This window comes from Stenotrophomonas maltophilia group sp. RNC7 (genome assembly GCF_030910085.1).
Classification (GTDB): Bacteria; Pseudomonadota; Gammaproteobacteria; order Xanthomonadales; family Xanthomonadaceae; genus Stenotrophomonas; species Stenotrophomonas sepilia.
The window spans coordinates 135204-151607 of sequence record NZ_JAVFVN010000993.1 but is presented as its reverse complement, the minus strand read 5'-3'; the positions used below and the strand labels follow the sequence as shown (position 1 = coordinate 151607).

15 protein-coding genes are annotated in these 16404 nt (G+C 67.3%); 6 read left to right on the top strand and 9 right to left on the bottom strand.

Annotated features, from left to right (window positions below; all coding sequences use genetic code 11):
* Nucleotides 1–153: 153 nt before the first annotated feature.
* Both RCF13_RS26080 and RCF13_RS26075 read right to left on the bottom strand, forming a co-directional pair.
* Nucleotides 154–333, bottom strand: coding sequence for a 30S ribosomal protein THX (locus RCF13_RS26080; RefSeq protein ID WP_010483110.1), 180 nt, complete (start codon nucleotides 331–333; stop codon nucleotides 154–156).
* 110 nt (nucleotides 334–443) lie between these two features.
* Nucleotides 444–857, bottom strand: coding sequence for a MerC domain-containing protein (locus RCF13_RS26075; RefSeq protein ID WP_005415804.1), 414 nt, complete (start codon nucleotides 855–857; stop codon nucleotides 444–446).
* A gap of 134 nt (nucleotides 858–991) precedes the next feature.
* Between RCF13_RS26075 and RCF13_RS26070 the strand changes: the two genes are divergently transcribed.
* From RCF13_RS26070 to RCF13_RS26055, 4 genes are all read left to right on the top strand, one after another.
* On the top strand, nucleotides 992–3199 hold the full coding sequence (locus RCF13_RS26070) for a TonB-dependent receptor (RefSeq protein WP_134968788.1): 2208 nt from the start codon (nucleotides 992–994) through the stop codon (nucleotides 3197–3199).
* A gap of 256 nt (nucleotides 3200–3455) precedes the next feature.
* Entirely contained in the window at nucleotides 3456–4022 is a 567-nt protein-coding gene (locus RCF13_RS26065; protein WP_005415802.1) for a TetR/AcrR family transcriptional regulator, read from the top strand.
* Nucleotides 4022–5695, top strand: a complete 1674-nt coding sequence (locus RCF13_RS26060; RefSeq protein WP_061479519.1) for an MFS transporter — start codon at nucleotides 4022–4024, stop codon at nucleotides 5693–5695. Before RCF13_RS26065 ends, RCF13_RS26060 begins: the two co-directional genes overlap by 1 nt.
* A 10-nt stretch (nucleotides 5696–5705) precedes the next feature.
* Nucleotides 5706–6860, top strand: a complete 1155-nt coding sequence (locus RCF13_RS26055; RefSeq protein ID WP_061479520.1) for an HlyD family secretion protein — start codon at nucleotides 5706–5708, stop codon at nucleotides 6858–6860.
* Nucleotides 6861–6954: 94 nt separating this feature from the next.
* Here RCF13_RS26055 and RCF13_RS26050 read toward each other — a convergent pair whose 3' ends face one another.
* From RCF13_RS26050 to creB, 7 genes are all read right to left on the bottom strand, one after another.
* Nucleotides 6955–7446 (bottom strand): Fur family transcriptional regulator, encoded by a 492-nt coding sequence (locus RCF13_RS26050; RefSeq protein ID WP_005415799.1) that lies wholly within the window; start codon nucleotides 7444–7446, stop codon nucleotides 6955–6957.
* Nucleotides 7447–7480: 34 nt separating this feature from the next.
* Nucleotides 7481–8884: a glutamate--tRNA ligase gene (gene gltX, locus RCF13_RS26045; RefSeq protein ID WP_134968789.1), complete on the bottom strand. Its 1404-nt coding sequence runs from the start codon at nucleotides 8882–8884 to the stop codon at nucleotides 7481–7483.
* A gap of 155 nt (nucleotides 8885–9039) precedes the next feature.
* Nucleotides 9040–10632, bottom strand: coding sequence for a M20/M25/M40 family metallo-hydrolase (locus tag RCF13_RS26040; RefSeq protein WP_134968790.1), 1593 nt, complete (start codon nucleotides 10630–10632; stop codon nucleotides 9040–9042).
* 155 nt (nucleotides 10633–10787) lie between these two features.
* Nucleotides 10788–11198, bottom strand: coding sequence for a hypothetical protein (locus RCF13_RS26035; protein WP_134968791.1), 411 nt, complete (start codon nucleotides 11196–11198; stop codon nucleotides 10788–10790).
* Nucleotides 11199–11208: 10 nt separating this feature from the next.
* Entirely contained in the window at nucleotides 11209–12528 is a 1320-nt protein-coding gene (creD, locus tag RCF13_RS26030) for a cell envelope integrity protein CreD (protein ID WP_134968792.1), read from the bottom strand.
* A gap of 81 nt (nucleotides 12529–12609) precedes the next feature.
* Complete coding sequence (gene creC, locus RCF13_RS26025) at nucleotides 12610–14070, bottom strand: two-component system sensor histidine kinase CreC (protein ID WP_065197072.1); 1461 nt, start codon at nucleotides 14068–14070, stop codon at nucleotides 12610–12612.
* 3 nt (nucleotides 14071–14073) lie between these two features.
* The gene (gene creB, locus RCF13_RS26020) at nucleotides 14074–14799 is read right to left on the bottom strand and encodes a two-component system response regulator CreB (RefSeq protein WP_072166850.1); all 726 of its coding nucleotides are present in this window, start codon (nucleotides 14797–14799) and stop codon (nucleotides 14074–14076) included.
* 35 nt (nucleotides 14800–14834) lie between these two features.
* On the opposite strand from creB, the gene rlmJ reads away from it, so the two are divergent.
* A complete protein-coding gene (rlmJ, locus tag RCF13_RS26015) occupies nucleotides 14835–15692 on the top strand; it encodes a 23S rRNA (adenine(2030)-N(6))-methyltransferase RlmJ (RefSeq protein ID WP_134969473.1) in 858 nt (285 codons plus the stop codon).
* A gap of 95 nt (nucleotides 15693–15787) precedes the next feature.
* Nucleotides 15788–16333: a GNAT family N-acetyltransferase gene (locus RCF13_RS26010; RefSeq protein ID WP_004150340.1), complete on the top strand. Its 546-nt coding sequence runs from the start codon at nucleotides 15788–15790 to the stop codon at nucleotides 16331–16333.
* Nucleotides 16334–16404: the final 71 nt, after the last annotated feature.

The following is a 16404-nucleotide window of genomic DNA, read 5'->3' as shown; positions in this document are numbered from 1 at the left end:
GCTCAAGACCACCCTGGGCTGTGTTCCCGTCGAGCCGAGCCCTGGCTGGGCTGATTTGCCCCCGCCGAGCTGGGGCTCGGCTCTACAGAAACGGGCATAAAAAAAACGCGGCGCCAGGCGCCGCGTTTTCTTTGGACCGGTCGGTCGGCCGGATCAGGCCTTGGCGACGGTCTTCTTCGCCACGGCCTTCTTCGCCGGAGCCTTGGCCACGGTCTTCTTGGCAACCGGGGCGGCGGCGCCTACGGCGACCTTGCTCGCGGTGTGCGAACGGGCGTTGCCGTAGCTGGCGTTGTAGCGCTTGCCCTTGGCGGTCTTGCGGTCACCCTTACCCATGTCTTCAACTCCTCAAGTGTGAAATCTGGTTACCCCGTACTGACACGGGTTCGGCGGGGCCGCCTTGCTGGGCGCCCCCGCGCACGATCGGAAATTCTATCACGGAGCGCCTAGTGCGCGCAGCTGGCGTCGTGTACGTGGCCGTGGTTCAGGCGCAGGTTGACCAGATGGGCAACGCCCACCAGCAGGCCGCCGATGGTCATCACCACCGCATGCGGCACGGCGTTGTGATGCAGCGGCTCGTACAGCACGCCGGCCCACAGCGCGACCAGGCCGGGGATCAGGAAGCCCAGCGCACGCAGCGCGCCATGGCGGCGGTAGCCCCAGACCAGGCTGAACAGCCCAAGCAGGGTCACGAACAGCACCAGCGCCTGTTCAACGCCGTCGCTCAGCCAGAACGACAGGCCCAGCGAGGGCGCTGCCGCCAGCAGCACCGGGATGACTGCGCAATGCACCGCGCACAGCATCGAACCGGTGGCACCGAAACGGTCGAGCAGGTGGCGCAGGCGTGAGGACAAGGACATGACTTCCAGCAGGGCGGCGAATCGTTATGGAATAATATAACATCCCTTCCTGACCCGCACGCTTTCCCTTCCCCCGTCCCATCGACGGGATTCGTGCGCCCAGCGATTGATACAGTGTAACAAAGGACCCATCCATGCCCACCCACACCGCACGGCTCAAGCCGCATTCCCTGGCTCTGGCCCTCGCCGCCCTGCTGCCGTCCGGCGCCTTTGCAGCCGGTCAGGACACCGCCCATCGTGACCGCCACCTGACCGAGCTGTCCTCGGTGCAGGTCACCGCGTCGCCGCTGCAGGGCGATGCCGAATCCCTTGCACGCCCGGTGGAGGTGCTGGCCGGTGAACGCCTGGACGAGCAGAAGGCCGGCACCCTCGGCGATACCGTGGCCAAGCTGCCCGGCGTACAGAGCACCTTCTTCGGGCCCGGCGTCGGCCGCCCGATCATCCGCGGCCAGGAAGGCCCGCGCGTGGCCGTGCTGTCCAACGGCATGGACAACATGGATGCCTCCACCGTCAGTGCGGACCATGCCACCAGCATCGAGCCGTTCCTGGCCGACCAGATCGAAGTGCTGAAGGGGCCGGCCACGCTGTTGTTCGGCAGCGGTGCCATCGGTGGCGCGGTCAACGTGGTCGATGGCCGCATCGCGCGCGAGCTGCCCGAGCGCCCGCTCAGCGGCCGCGCCGAGCTGCGTGGCAATTCGGTGAACAACGAGCGCAGCGGCATGTTCCGCCTCGATGGCGTCAGCGGCAATGTCGTGCTGCACGTGGATGGCCTGGTCCGCAATGGCGACGACTACCGCATTCCCGGCTATGCGGTGATCGACAGCCTGGAAGACCACCACGACGACCACGACCATGACCACGCAGGCGAGGAAGGCGAAGAGCCGCGCCGCGGCCGCCTCGACAACAGCTCCATCCGCACCCGCGCCGGCGGCGTCGGCGCAACCTGGCTGGGCGACGGCGGCTACTTCGGCGTGTCGGCCAGCACCTACCGCACCAACTACGGCATTCCCAATGGCGCGCACGTGCACGCCGACGGTGATGATCATGGCCATGACCATGGTCACGACCATGGTGATGAAGAGGAAGGCGGTGACGAGCACGACGTGCGCATCGACATGGTGCAGAACCGCTTCGAGACCAAGGCCGGCATCTACGACCCGGTCTCGTTCCTGAAGAACATCAACGCGCGCGTGGCCTACACCGACTACGAGCACGTGGAGCTGGAGGCCGGCACGCCGTCGACCCGCTTCACCAACCGGGGCATCGAGGCACGTCTGGAAGCGGTACAGCAGCAGATCGGCGGCTGGGACGGCGCCTTCGGCCTGCAGTTCGGCAACAGTGATTTCGGCGCCAAGGGCGAAGAGGCGTTCGTACCGGATACCGGCACGAAGAACATCGGCCTGTTCGTGCTGCAGGAAAAGCAGTTCGGCCCGTTCAAGCTGGAACTCGGCGGCCGCCACGACCAGGTCAAGCTGGACCCGACCGGTGACTACCGTCGCCGCACGTTCGGCGCCACCAACCTGTCGGCCGCTGGAATCTGGAAGCTCAACGACGCGGTCGACCTGCGCATCGGCGTGGACAGCTCCGAGCGTGCACCGACCAATGAAGAGCTGTACGCCGCCGGTGCGCACATCGCTACCCGTTCCCTGGAAATCGGCGACAGCAACCTGAAGACCGAGCGCGGCCAGCGCGTGGAACTGGGTATCCACACCCACAGCGAGCGCCTGGACTTCTCCGCCTCGGTCTACCAGACGAAGTTCAAGGACTTCATCTACCTGGCCGACACCGGCGTTACCGAGGGGCTGCCGGTGCGCGCCTGGACCCAGCAGGACGCGGTGTTCCGCGGCGCCGAGGCCGAAGCGCTGGTGCACCTGTTCGAGGGCGGCGCCGGTGACTGGGACCTGCGCCTGTTCGGCGACTACGTGAAGGCCAAGCTGGATGGCAGCGGCAGCCACAACCTTGACATCGCCGTGCCGCACGGCGACCACAACCACAATTACAGCGTGGAACTGGCCAACACCGGCTACCTGCCGCGCATCGCCCCGGCCCGCGTCGGCGCCGACCTGCGCTGGTCGAAGGACGGCTGGCGCGCCTCGGTCGGTGCGGTGCGCTACAGCCGCCAGAAGGACGTCGCGCAGAACGAAGCACCGAGCGATGGCTACACCCTGGTCGATGCGCACCTGGCCTACCGCTGGGACCGCAACGACAGCAACAGCTACGAGGTGTTCCTGGATGGCAGCAACCTGACCAACCGCGAAGTGCGTCCGCATACCTCGCTGCTGCGCGACTACTCGCCGCTGCCGGGCCGTGGTGTCGCATTCGGCATCCGCGCGTTCTTCTGATCGGATGTAGGGGGGCGGATCCCTTTCCGCGGGAAAGGGCTCTGCCCCCACTCGCCCTTCAACGCATGGCCGGGCCGCACCACGAATACCATTCTCTCTCCCGGGGGGCCGTCTGGCCCCCCGTTCCTTTATGCGTGAGCGAGGTCGCGGCGCCCTCGCTCACACACCCGTCACAAAGATGTGCGTACCACAACAAGCGGACAATCCCGTCACCCAATGTCTCGCCAATCGGACACTTTTGTCCGAAAATAATTCCATGACTGCCCAACGTGCCGATGCCGCTGCCCGCCGTGCCCTCATCCTCGACGCCGCCGATCATGTGTTCGGCCAACACGGTGTCACTGCCCCACTGGACCTGGTGGTCGAACGCGCCCAGGTGGGCCGCGCCACCCTGTACCGCAACTTCCCCGACCGCACCGCGCTGATCCAGGCGCTGCTGCAGCGCACGGTTGATCGCATCCGGCGCCAGGTCGAACAGCTCGGTGACCGCGACGACGCCCTGTTCGAGGTGTTCGAGGGCATGGCCCAGCGCATCATCGATTCGCCCGCACTGGCCGATTACTGGCGCGCGGTCGATTCGGACGTGCCGGCCATGCGCGCGGCGCGCGAGACCGTGCGCGACCTGCTGGAGGAGCCGATCGCCCGCGCCAAGGCCGCCGGACTGTGCCGTGCCGATCTGGAGAAGACGGATATTTCACTGATCTCGGGCATGCTGGGTGCGGCCCTGCGCGGCAAGACCCGCGACGAGCGCGCCCACCTCGCCGGGCGCGCCCTGCAGCTGCTGCGCGGGGGTCTCCAGGGAGCAACCAGCGAGGCGCGCTGATGGTCCAGCCGTATCTGAAGCCGGTTCCGGATTGGGAGGAGCATGAGAAGCCGACCATGCCCGGCTCGGCGTCGATGCCCTGGCACCCGCCGTACCGGCGCGCGGCCTATGCGCTGGTATCGCTGCTGGTGGCGATCACCGGCGGCCTCGGCAATGCGCTGGTCACCGCCAACCTGCCGTTCCTGCAGGGCCAGCTGGCGCTGACCCCGACCCAGGGCAGCTGGCTGGTAGCGGCCTATGCCATGGTCAACGTCACCGCCAACCTGCTGGCCTTCAAGTTCCGCCAGCAGTACGGCATCCGCCTGTTCGCCGAAATCGGGCTGGGGCTATATGCGGCGCTGGCGGTGCTGCACCTGTTCGTCGGCAGCTTCGAGACCACGATGCTGACCCGTGCCGCCAGCGGCTTCGCCGGCGCGGCCTGTTCGACACTGGGCACGCTGTACATGCTGCAGGCGCTGCCGCGCCGCTTTACCGGCAACCTGCTGGTGGTCGGCGTCGGCCTTTCGCAGCTGGCGGTGCCGATCGCCTGGATCGTTTCACCAGGCTTGGTGGATACCGGCCAATGGCACCAGCTCTATTCGTTTGAAGCCGGGCTGGCGCTGTGTGCGTTCGCCGCCGTGGTGGTGTTGAAGCTGCCGCCCGGCATCCAGGTGAAGGCCTTCGAGCCGCTGGATTTCCTTACCTTCGCGTTGCTGGCGCCGGCGGTTGCGCTGCTGGTGATCGTATTGGCGCAGGGCTACACCCGTTGGTGGCTCAACACGCCGTGGCTGGGCTGGGCCCTGGTCGCCTCGATCGTGCTGTCCACCACCGCCTTGATCATCGAGCACTACCGGCGCAATCCACTGCTGCAGATCCGCTGGCTGTCGACGCTGCCGGTGCTGCATTTCATCGTCGGCGCCTTCCTGATCCGCTTCCTGACCACCGAGCAGTCCTATGGCGTGGTCAACCTGATGCGCACGCTCGGCATGGGGCCTGACCAGATGCGGCCGCTGTTCGTGGTGATCCTGGCCGGGGTGATCGTGGGCATCGCCGGTGCCTCGCTGACCTTCGGCCCGAAGCGGCTGATCGCCCAGCTGCTGATGGCGATCCTGCTGCTGGGCGCTGCCGCCTTCTTCGACCAGCACCGCACCAGCATGGATCGGCCGCACGATTTCTACGCCAGCCAGTTCCTGGCCTCGGTCGGCGCCGGCATGTTCATGGGCCCGTTGATCATGCTCGGCATTTCCGCTGCGTTGAAACAGGGCGTGGACCACATGATCACCTTCCTGGTGACGCTGTCGATCACGCAGACGCTGGGCGCCCTGGCCGGCTCGGCAGTGCTGGGCACCTTCCAGCTGCATCGCGAGCAACTGTACTCCAGCGCGCTGACCAGCCAGCTCGACCCCGCCGATCCGGTGGTGGCACAACGCCTGCGCATCCAGCAACAGCTGTACAGCGCACAGATCACCGACCCGGTGCTGCGCAGCGCGCAGGGCAGCGCGCAGCTGGCGCAGACCACGCGCCGCGAAGCCAATGTGCGCGGCTTCAATGATGTGTTCACCCTGAGCGGTTGGCTGGCGATCGGTTTCCTGTGCTGGTTGCTGCTGCTGTCGCTGCGCACCGCCGTGCTCAAGCAATGGCGCAAGCGCCACCCCACTTCACCCGTTGCGGCCACCCCGGCCGCGCACCGCTGAGTCCTCCGCCATGCCCCCCGTTCCGCCCCGATCCGACGACGCCGACAATGTGACGCCACCGCCGCCGACCGACGCGGCACCTGCGCCCACGCCCGTTGAACCGGCAGTCGCGCCGAAGTATCTCAAGCCCAGCGCGCGCAGCGTGGTGGTGATGGTGGTGGTGGCCCTGCTGGGCATTGCGCTGATCCTGCGCGCCTGGCACCTGTGGCCGTTCACCAGCAGCGTGATGGTGACCGACAACGCCTATGTGCGCGGCCAGATCACCGTGATGGCGCCACAGGTCAACGGCTATGTGACCGAAGTGCTGGTGAAGGATTTCCAGCATGTGAGGCAGGGCGAGCCGCTGCTGCGCATCGATGACCGCATCTATGCCCAACGCGTCGCCCAGGCGCAGGCGACGCTCGACAGTGCGCGCGCGGCGCTGGCCAACTCCGACCAGTCGCAGGCGCAGAACCGTGCGCAGATCGCCTCGGCGCGCGCCACGCTCTCGGCCGGCCAGGCCGAACTGCAGCGCTCGCGCAACGAGCTGAAGCGCTACGAGGAACTGGCCGCGCAGCAGTTGGTGTCGATCAATGACCGCGACAAGTTCCGCACCAGCCAAGCCTCGGCGCAGGCCAGCGTGCAGCAGTCGCAGGCGCAGATCCGCATCGCCGAGGAAACACTGGTGTCGACCCAGGTCGCGCGCAAGAGCCTGGAGGCCCAGGTGGAAAGCGCACAGGCGCAGCTGGAACTGGCCCGCATCGACCTGGCCAACACGGTGATCCACGCACCGCGCGACGGCCAGATCAGTGAAGCCAGCGTGCGCGTGGGCCAGTATGTCGCCGCCGGTTCGCAGCTGCTGTTCCTGGTACCTGACACACTGTGGGTGGTTGCCAACTACAAGGAAGGCCAGACCTGGGGAATGGCGATCGGCCAGCCGGCCACGTTCTCGGTGGACGCGTTCCAGGGCCAGGTGCTGAGGGGCCGCGTGCAGGAGATCGCGCCCGCCACCGGATCGGAGTTCAGCGTGTTGCGCCCGGACAATGCCAGCGGCAACTTCACCAAGGTGGTGCAGCGGCTGCCGGTGCGGATATCGATCGATGAAGGCCAGAAGCTGGCCGCGCAGCTGCGGCCCGGCATGTCGGTGATCGTGCGGGTGGATACCGCAGGCAAACCGAAGGACTAGCCCTTGTCATGAAACGGGGTCAGATCCCTTTGCCAATGGCAAAGGGATCTGACCCCACTCAGGATCCCGGCCAGCGGCCGGCACTACCATTGCGTTACCCCGCGCAGCGCGCGCAGAGACCGTGCACTTCCAGCGTCTGTGCCTGCGGCTGGAAGCCCAGTTCCTTGGCCCGCTTCTCCAGCTGGCTGACGATCTCGCGGTCTTCCAGCTCCACTGCGCTGTGGCAGCTGTTGCAGATCAGGAATGGCACCGAATGCGCAGCGCTGCTTGGATGATGGCAGGCCACGAAGGCATTCACCGACTCCAGCTTGTGCACAAAGCCATTGGCCATCAGGAAGTCCAGCGCGCGGTACACGGTGGGCGGAGCATCAGCGCCCACGCCCTTGCCGTTGCGCACCCATTCCAGCAGCTCGTAGGCCTTGACCGGCTTGCCGGCCTCGGCGATCAGCTTCAGCACATTGGCGCGGATCGGGGTCAGGCGCAGCCCGCGTTCGCGCGAGACACGCTCGACCACCGCCACGAAATCCGATGCGTCGTGGACGTGGTGGTGCGGGGCGGTACAGGCAGTGGCGGTCTTGGCGGGCATGCGTGTTCTCCGGTTCGGGCCTGGCAAGGATGCCTCAGGCCGTTGCTACCTTGGTGATGGCCACATCAATGCGTTTCAAGGCCTGCTCGCGGCCGGCCAGGTACACGGTATGGGAAATGTCAGGGCTGACCTGGGTGCCGGTGATGGCCACGCGCAGCGGCTGGGCGACCTTGCCCATGCCGATTTCCAGCGCTGCGGCCGCGTCATGCAGGGCCACTCCCACCGACTCGGCGGTCCATTCCGGCAGCGCGGCCAGCAGCTCGCGGGCCTTGCCCAGCGCCACCTCGGCACCGGCCTTGAAGTGCTTGGCCACCGCCGCTTCGTCGTACTCGGTCAGCGGCTGGTACCAGACCACGGCCTTCTCGGCCATTTCCTTCAGGGTCTGCACGCGTTCACGCAGGGCGATCACCACATCCTCCGGAGCCGGGCCGGCGGCCACGTCCAGCCCCAGCTTCTGCAGCTGGTAGACCAGGTGCGGCACGATCACGGCCACCTCCTCGGTCTTCAGGAAGTGCTGGTTGACCCAACCCAGCTTGGCCATGTCCAGGCGCGAGGCTTTGGAATTGCAGTCCTTCACGTCGAACAGGTCGATCAGTTCCTGGCGGCTGAACAGCTCCTGGTCACCATGCGACCAACCCAGGCGGGCCAGGTAGCTCAGCAGCGCATCGGGCAGGTAGCCGGCGTCCTTGTACTGCATGACGTCGGCCGCACCGGTGCGCTTGGACAGCTTGGCGCCCTGCTCGTCCAGGATCATCGGCATGTGGCCGAACTTGGGCACCGGCGCGCCGATGCCTTCATACAGGTTGATCTGGCGCGGGGTGTTGTTGATGTGGTCGTCGCCGCGGATGACCTCGGTGATGCCCATGTCCCAGTCGTCCACCACCACCGCGAAGTTGTAGGTGGGGTAGCCGTCCGGGCGGAAGATGACCATGTCATCCAGCTCGCTGTTGGCGATCTCGATGCGGCCCTTGATCAGGTCATCGAACACCACCGTGCCTTCCAGCGGGTTCTTGAAGCGGATGACACGGTTCGGGTCGTCCCGGTAGGGCAGGCCCAGATCGCGCGCAGCGCCGTTGTAGCGCGGCTTTTCCTGCCTGGCCATGGCGGCCTCGCGCATGGCATCCAGCTCCTCGCGGGTCTCGTAGGCGTAGTACGCCTTGCCCTCGGCGATCAGCTGCTCGGCCACTTCCTGGTAACGGGCGACGCGGTCGGTCTGGTAGATCGGGCCTTCGTCGTAGTCCAGGCCCAGCCACTCCATCGCCTCCAGGATGGCGTCGATTGCGCCCTGGGTGCTGCGTTCGCGGTCGGTGTCCTCGATGCGCAGCACGAACTCACCGCCGCGGTGACGGGCCTCCAGCCAGCAGTACAGCGCGGTGCGGGCACCACCGATGTGCAGGTAGCCAGTGGGACTGGGGGCGAAGCGGGTGCGGCAGGTCATGGACGGCTCGAGGAACGGGGATCCCCCGATTTTATCAGCCCACCGCCCCCGACGGAAAAAGGGGACGGAGGGGATTAAGTCGCGATTGCCCAGCCCTGGGGTGCTGCAACCGGGAAGCGGAGGGGGAGATACGACTTGATCCCCTCCGTCCCTTTTTACGGTTCTGCCTTTCGCGGGAAGGACGGCTCGCGCATTGCGGCGTTGTAGGCGAACGAAGCGACGATGGCCGCGGCCTGCTTCAGGTCTTCCGGTTCGGCGTGGTCCCAGGTGTCCAGGTGGCTGTGGTGGACGTTGGTGAAGTAGTCCAGCCGGTCCTGGATGAACTGGAAGCCCGGCAGGCCGATGCGATCGAAGCTGATGTGGTCGGTACTGCCGGTGTTGCGGGTGGCCACGGTGGTGGCGCCCACGTCATGGAACGGCGCCAGCCAGGCTTCGAAGATCGGCATCGCCGCCAGGTTTTCCTGCGCGTAGATGCCACGGAAGCGGCCCGAGCCGTTGTCCATGTTGAAGTAGACCTGGAACTTGCTGTAATCGCGGGTCTTCTGCAGTGCACCGGTCGGCTCGCGCAGCGACGCCGGCAGCGCTTTCTGGGCCGGGTCGGTCGGCTCCGGGAACTTGCCGAAGTGCTTGGCCACGTAGGCCTGCGAGCCGATCAGGCCCTGCTCCTCGCCGCTCCACAGCGCCACGCGGATGGTGCGCCTGGGCTTGGCGCCGGTGGCCTTGAGGATGCGCATCGCCTCCATCATCACCGCCACGCCGGCGGCGTTGTCGGCCGCACCGGTGCCGCTGTGCCACGAATCCAGGTGCGCACCGATCATCACCACTTCATCGGGCTTGCTGCTGCCGCGGATCTCAGCCAGCGTGTTGTAGCCGGGCTGGTCGGCCTCGTCGGTGAAGCGTGCTGCCACATCCACGCGCAGGCGCACCGCCTGCTTGGCCTGAAGCGCGCGCACCAGCGGATTGAAGTGTTCGCTGATCATCGCCAGTTCGGGGATGCCCACCGGCTCACCGGCCTTGCGCGAACCGCCGCCGGCAACGCGGATGATGCCGTTGTCCCAGCTGCTGATGCTGATCGAGGCCAGCGCGCCCTCTTCGACGAAGAACGCATTGACCTTGCCCGCCAGCTGCTGGCGCTCCTGGTACTCCTTGACCCGCTTGGCGCGCTCGGCGGTAGCGTCCTTGTCCTTGGGCAGGGTGAATTCCTGCAGGCCTTCCAGCGAGGTGGCGTCGTGGCGGTGCGAATCGGGCTCGGTGCCCCGCTTGTATTCGCGTGCCTCGCCCAGCAGGAGGATCTTGCCGCGCAGCTTGCCGCGGTACTTCTCGATGTCTTCGGGCTTCTTGATGTCGACCTGCACCAGCTCGCCTTCGACCGGGCCCTTCGTACCGGGGGTCCAGGCCTTGGGCAGCGCATGCAGCGGCTGCACGCGGTCGCCCAGCATTTCCACGCTGGCAGAGGTGAATTCCCAGCCGCGGCCGAAGTCATCGAAGGCTTCGTCGTGGACGTTGTCCAGCTTCCATTCGTTGAACTTGCCGCGGGTCCACGCATTGGCGCGGCCCATCGCCGGCGAATTGCTCAGGCGCGGGCCGATGCGCTCGGTGAGATAGCTGAAGGTGTCCATCACCTGCGAACGGTGGAACGCCTCCTGGCGGATGCGGCTGACCATGTCCAGGTCCACCGTCTCGCGCTGCTGCGCCCCTGCATTGCCACCCAGCACCAGCGCTGCGGCCAGCACGCCCCACTTCAACACATCGCACCCCTGCCCTTCGGCTCGATCATCAACCCATCGAGTCTAGCCAGCCGGGGCGCGGCGATACCGTCCCATCGGTCATGGACGGCGCGGAAGCGTGCGAACCAAGGTTCGCACCCACAGGAGAGTGATTGGGTCGTACCCGCAAAGCCGAATCACCCGCTCCATCCCAACCACAACTGCGCCCGCTCCGGCAGCAACAGCAACCAGTGCCGCCGGTCGACGCTGCTGCAGCCGTACACCGCCGCGTGTGCCGGCCAGTCATCCGGAAGGCCGCCGATGCCGATCTCGGCCAATGCCTCCGCGCCGGCCTTCCAGGGCCGATAGCGCGGCACCCGGCCGGCCACCGCGCCGCGTCCCTGCCGCGCACCCTGCAGCCAACGCAATCCCTGCCCCTGCAATCCTTCGCAGGTCACCGCCGCCAGCTGGAAGCGGACCAGGCCGGGGGCGATCCGCGCCCCCGGCAGGGCCGCCAGCACGCCATGTGCCTGCAGCAGTGCATCCACTTCCAGCAGGGCCGGAATGCCCTGCTGTGCCCGTTGCCGCAATCCCTGGCGCCAGCCCATGGCGTGCTCCTTACTTCAGGTCCGCGCCGAGCGCGTACCAGTCGACCCGGCGGGTCACCCACATCGCCAGCGCCAGGATCACGAACAGCAGCAGCGACCCCATCAGCAGTGCGTTGTTCTCCGACACCAGCAGGCCATACAACGCGCCGTACAGCACGGTCAGCAGGGCCGCGAAGCCGAGGCCGCGCTTCCAATGGCCCAGCACGTTGGCCAGGTACACCGCCTGCAGGCCGATACAGGCCACCGCCGAAACCAGGTAGGCCTTCCAGAACGCGACGTGTTCGGACAGGCTGATCAGCAGCAGGAAGAAGATTGCCAGCGCCAGGCCGACCATCAGGTACTGCAGCGGGTGGATGCGCAGCGACTTGATCAGCTCGAACAGGATGAAGCCGACGAAGGTCAGCAGCACGAACAGCACGCCGTACTTGGACGCACGGTCGGCCTGGGTGTAGGTATCGACCGGATCGACCAGCGACACCGTCACTGCCTGCGAGTCGACCGAACCTTCATTGCGCAGCTGCCGCTGTGCGTCGGAGGCCAGCGAGGACACCGCCCAGCGCGCGTCGAATCCCTGTGCATCAACGCGCCGCTCGTTGGGCAGGAACGCACCGCTGAACGACGGATGCGGCCAGCTCGAACGCAGCGCGATGTGGGTGTCATCGCCCACCGGCACCACCGACAGCATGCGGCTGCCATCCAGGCGCAGCTCCAGTTCAACGGTGCTGGCCGCCAGCGTGCCGCCCTGATCCGCAGCGAAACCGGCCACCGGCGCATGCAGGCCACGGCCGACTTCGCTGGCCACGCCGACGCCCGGCAGCAGGCGCAGCTGCTTGCCATCCACGCGCAGGTTCGGTGTACCGACCAGGCCGCGCACATCGGAAATTCCCACCGCCACATACGGCTGGCCATACGTGCGCCCCGCCTTCACCGGATAATCGTCAGCGGCGAAGCTCGCCTTCATCTGGCCGTTCCAGCTGTACACCGGCACCTTGAACAGGCCGACTTCGCGCTGGCTCGGCAGCATCTCACCGCCCACCTCCAGCGACGCCGGCATCTGCAGCCAGTGCCCCTCGGTGACCTGCACCTCGGTCTTCTTGACGCCCAGCGGGTCAACCAGTTCAACCTGCTTGCGTTCCACCCACGGCACCACCCGCACCGGGCCCACCAGCTGCTGCGTGCCCGCGCGGCTGTCGGCCACCCGCGCAAAGGCCTCGTCGCGGTACTGGCTGCGTTCGGTGATCACCCCGCGGATCATCATCAGCGGCACCAGCAACAACAGGATCAGCCCGCCGACAATGGCGAACCGCAGCAGCATCTTCAGGGATTTCATGGTCCATCCTCGTTGGAGAGGGCTGCAGGATGGACCGCTGCGGTGAGCAGGGTTTGTGGCGAATTTGAAGCGAGTGTGAAGTCAGCGGCGCGGGCGCTGGCCCGCAGCACCCAACGGCAGCCACAGGCTTGCCACCGTGCCACCGCCATCGCGGGCGTCGAGGCTGGCGCGTCCGTCATGCAGGCGAGCCACTTCCTGCACGAACGGCAGGCCCAGGCCGGAACTGCGCCGGCCGCTGCCGGGGCGGGCCAGCGAATAGAAGCGTTCGAACACCCGTTCGCGCGCGTAGTCGGGAATGCCGGCACCGCGATCCGCTACCTGCAGGCGCACGCCCGGCCCGTCCACCTCGGCCTGCAGCGCGATGTCCGCGCCGGGCGGTGAGAAAGCAATGGCGTTGTCGATCAGGTTGTGCAACGCCTGCCGCAGCAGATAGGCATCACCCTGCACGCGCAGGTCGGGCACGCTGCCGATGCGCACCTGCACGCCGGCCGCCTGCGCACGCACCTGCGCGGCCGCCGCCGCATCGGCCAGCAGCGTGGGCAGCGCGATCGGATCGCGGGTCTGCAGCCAGCCGTGCTGTTCCACTTCGGCCAGCGCCAGCAGCTTGTCGATCGTCTCGGTCAGCCGCTCCTGTTGATCAACGATGCTGCGTGCGAAATGCACGCGGTCGGCCTCCGGCAGCGGCTCCTGCAGCAGCTCGGCGGCACCGCGGATCGCCGCCAACGGACTTTTCATTTCATGCGTCAGCGACTGCACATACTGCTCGACGTAGGCCTTGCCCTCCAGCTTGCGGCGCATCGTTTCCAGTGCCTGGCCCAGGTCGCCGATCTCGTCGCGGCGACGCCGCGGCGGTGGCACCGGTTCGCCGGCGCTGACCGCCCGTGCATAGCGGCTGAGCTGGCCAAGGCCCGTGGTGAGCCACATCGTCACCAGCACGCCGACCAGCGCCGACAATCCGATCAGCCAGGCGCCGCGCTCGATGATGGCGCGCTGGCTGGCCGCAATGAACGGATCGATGCTGCGGTTGGGCTGGGCCAGGCTGAGCACGCCGATCAGGGTGCGGCCATCGGCCGGGTCGTATACCGGCGCCGCCACATGCATCACCGTATCGCCTTCTTCGCCTGGCACTTCCGGGCTGGAGCGGGCGCCGTACTCGCCACGCAGGGTGCGGTAGACATCGTTCCAGCGCGAATTGTCACGCCCCAGGTCGCGGCCCAGCGAGTCGTAGATGACGATGCCCTTGGCATCGGTGATGGTCACCCGGTAGTCCAGTGAGCGCTTGGGAAAGCGCCAGACCATCGCCTTCAGGTCACGCTGCCGCGCCTTGGCCAGGTTGCGGGTGAAGCTGCCGCTGCGGATGGTGCCGTCCTTGACATCGGCCGCCGCCATCTCGGCCAGCACGTTGGCGGCATCGACCAGGGTCGATTCCATCGCCTGGCGCACACCCGGCTTCACTTCGTTGACGAACACGCGCATCACGAAGAACGCGGCGATGCCGGTGATCAGGAAGAAGCCGAGGAACAGCTTCAGGACCAGGCGCATCGGCTAGACCTCCAGCGCGTAGCCGAGGCCACGGTGGGTGCGGATCGGGTCGTCGCTGGCACCGGCTGCGCGCAGCTTGGCGCGCAACGTCTTTACATGGGTGTCGACGGTGCGGTCGGCACTGTCGGCGCTGCTGTCCCAGCCGCGATCCATCAACTGGGCGCGACTGAGAATGGCGCCCGGCCGCTGCAGCAGCGCTTCCAGCAACGCGTACTCGTAGCGGGTCAGGTCCAGCGCGTGGCCGCGGAAGCGGATGCGCCGGCCTTCGCGGTCGATGGCGAAGGCACCATGTTCCTGCCAGCCCGCATCGGCGCCGGGGGCTGCCGCGACCGGTGCAGCGCGACGCAGGCGCGCACGCACCCGCGCCACCAGCTCACGCGGCGAGAACGGCTTGGTCATGTAATCGTCGGCGCCCAGTTCCAGGCCCAGCACGCGGTCCACTTCATCGTTGCGGGCGGTCAGGAAGATCACCGGCAGCTGGGCCGCCGGCCCGGGCTGCGCGCGCAGCCGCCGGCACACCTCGAAGCCGCCCAGGTCGGGCAGGCCCACGTCCAGCACCACCACGTCGATATCCCCGGCCTGCAGGCGCTTCAGGGCCTCGCCACCGAGCAGGCAGTGGCTGGCGGCATAGCCCTCGCTGCGCAGCGCATAAAGCACGGTTTCGGCGATGGCGGCTTCGTCTTCGACGACCAGGACATGGGCAACAGGAGCTGTCATGGCGCGCAGCATAGCCGCTGCGGCCGCCGCCCCGTACACTGCCGCCCATGAACTATCGCCACGCCTTCCATGCCGGCAACCACGCCGATGTGCTCAAGCACATCGTGCAGCTGGCCCTGATCGACAGCTTCAAGCGCAAGGACAGCCCGTTCTTCGTGCTCGATACCCACGGCGGTGCCGGCCGTTACCTGCTGGCCAGCGAAGAGAGCCGCAAGACCCTCGAGGCCGAGTCCGGGATCATGCGGCTGATGGCCCAGCCCAGGCTGCCGGAGGTGGTCGAGCGCTACCTGAAGGCGGTGCAGGCCGACAATCCGGTGGGCGCACTGACCAACTACCCGGGCTCGCCGCTGCTGAGCGCACAGGCCATGCGTGCGCAGGACCGCATGGCGGTCTGCGAGCTGCAGGAAGCCGAAGCGGCCACGTTGAAGGACCTGTTTGCCCATGACAGCCGCGTCGACGTGCGCCCCGGCGATGGTTACGCCCTGCTGCGCTCGCTGCTGCCGCCCAGGTTCAACGGCAGCAAGATCGGCCGAGGCCTGGTGCTGATCGACCCCCCGTACGAGGCCCAGGACGCCGAATACCAGAACATCCTGGCCGCCCTGGCCGAGACCCTGGCACGCTGGCCGCAGGCCACCTGTGCGGTCTGGTTCCCGATCAAGCAGCGCCGCACCATCCTGCACTTCCTGCGCAAGGCCACCGCCCTGCCGGTGAAATCGGCGATGACGATCGAGTTCCTGGTGCGCCCGGACGACTCGCCGCTGCGCCTCAACGGCAGCGGCATGCTGCTGCTCAACCCGCCGTGGCAGTTCGACCGCGTGGTTGGTCCGGCCCTGCCGGCGCTGCGCCAGCACCTGGGCGAACCCGGGGCCAGCACCCGCCTGGACTGGCTCAAAGCGCCCGAATAACGGCCTTCACGAGGCTGTACCGCCGTGAGCCTTTCGTTCACGGAACGCAGCCCCGGTGATGCCACAATCGATGGACCACCAAGGAATCACCCGGTATGGCCACTCGCAACCGCATGCCGCCCTGGCATGAGATCTTCAAGGCTCCCAGCGGCCACGAGCTGCTGATCCGCCCCATCCGCCCGGAAGATGGCGCACCGCTGCAAGCGGCATTCAGCCTGTTCGGGCCGGAAGAAATCCGTGATCGTTTCCTGCAGGCGGTGACCGAGCTTTCGCCGGAAACCACCCAGCGCCTGACCCACCCCAACCCCAAGACCGAGATCACCCTGGTCGCAGCCGAGTCCCTGCCCGCTGGCGAAGCGGTGGTCGGCGCGGTCGCCCGGGCCTCGATCATCCCCGGCACCCGTGAAGCCGAGTACGCGATCCTGATCAGCCGCTTCCTGATCGGGCAAGGCCTGGGACGGCAGCTGATGCGCAAGCTGGTGAAGTGGGGCCGTGGCAAGTACCTGGACCGCCTGTACGGCGACGTTGCCGCCGAGAACGAACCGATGAAGCAGCTGGCCGCGTCGCTGGGCTTCAAGCCGGTGCCGCACCCGACCGGCGCCGAAGGCCTGGTCCGGATGGTGCTGGAGCTGGACAACTGACGGATGCGCCGGGCCCTGCCCGGCCACGTCTCCCGGTAGTGCCAGCCGCTGGCCGGCATTCCGCTCCGCCA

Coding starts and splice junctions, on each gene's coding strand:
- RCF13_RS26080 (WP_010483110.1), bottom strand. CDS start 333: ATGGGTAAGGGTGACCGCAAGACCGCCAAGGGCAAGCGCTACAACGCC.
- RCF13_RS26075 (WP_005415804.1), bottom strand. CDS start 857: ATGTCCTTGTCCTCACGCCTGCGCCACCTGCTCGACCGTTTCGGTGCC.
- RCF13_RS26070 (WP_134968788.1), top strand. CDS start 992: ATGCCCACCCACACCGCACGGCTCAAGCCGCATTCCCTGGCTCTGGCC.
- RCF13_RS26065 (WP_005415802.1), top strand. CDS start 3,456: ATGACTGCCCAACGTGCCGATGCCGCTGCCCGCCGTGCCCTCATCCTC.
- RCF13_RS26060 (WP_061479519.1), top strand. CDS start 4,022: ATGGTCCAGCCGTATCTGAAGCCGGTTCCGGATTGGGAGGAGCATGAG.
- RCF13_RS26055 (WP_061479520.1), top strand. CDS start 5,706: ATGCCCCCCGTTCCGCCCCGATCCGACGACGCCGACAATGTGACGCCA.
- RCF13_RS26050 (WP_005415799.1), bottom strand. CDS start 7,446: ATGCCCGCCAAGACCGCCACTGCCTGTACCGCCCCGCACCACCACGTC.
- gltX (WP_134968789.1), bottom strand. CDS start 8,884: ATGACCTGCCGCACCCGCTTCGCCCCCAGTCCCACTGGCTACCTGCAC.
- RCF13_RS26035 (WP_134968791.1), bottom strand. CDS start 11,198: ATGGGCTGGCGCCAGGGATTGCGGCAACGGGCACAGCAGGGCATTCCG.
- creD (WP_134968792.1), bottom strand. CDS start 12,528: ATGAAATCCCTGAAGATGCTGCTGCGGTTCGCCATTGTCGGCGGGCTG.
- creC (WP_065197072.1), bottom strand. CDS start 14,070: ATGCGCCTGGTCCTGAAGCTGTTCCTCGGCTTCTTCCTGATCACCGGC.
- creB (WP_072166850.1), bottom strand. CDS start 14,799: ATGCTGCGCGCCATGACAGCTCCTGTTGCCCATGTCCTGGTCGTCGAA.
- rlmJ (WP_134969473.1), top strand. CDS start 14,835: ATGAACTATCGCCACGCCTTCCATGCCGGCAACCACGCCGATGTGCTC.
- RCF13_RS26010 (WP_004150340.1), top strand. CDS start 15,788: ATGGCCACTCGCAACCGCATGCCGCCCTGGCATGAGATCTTCAAGGCT.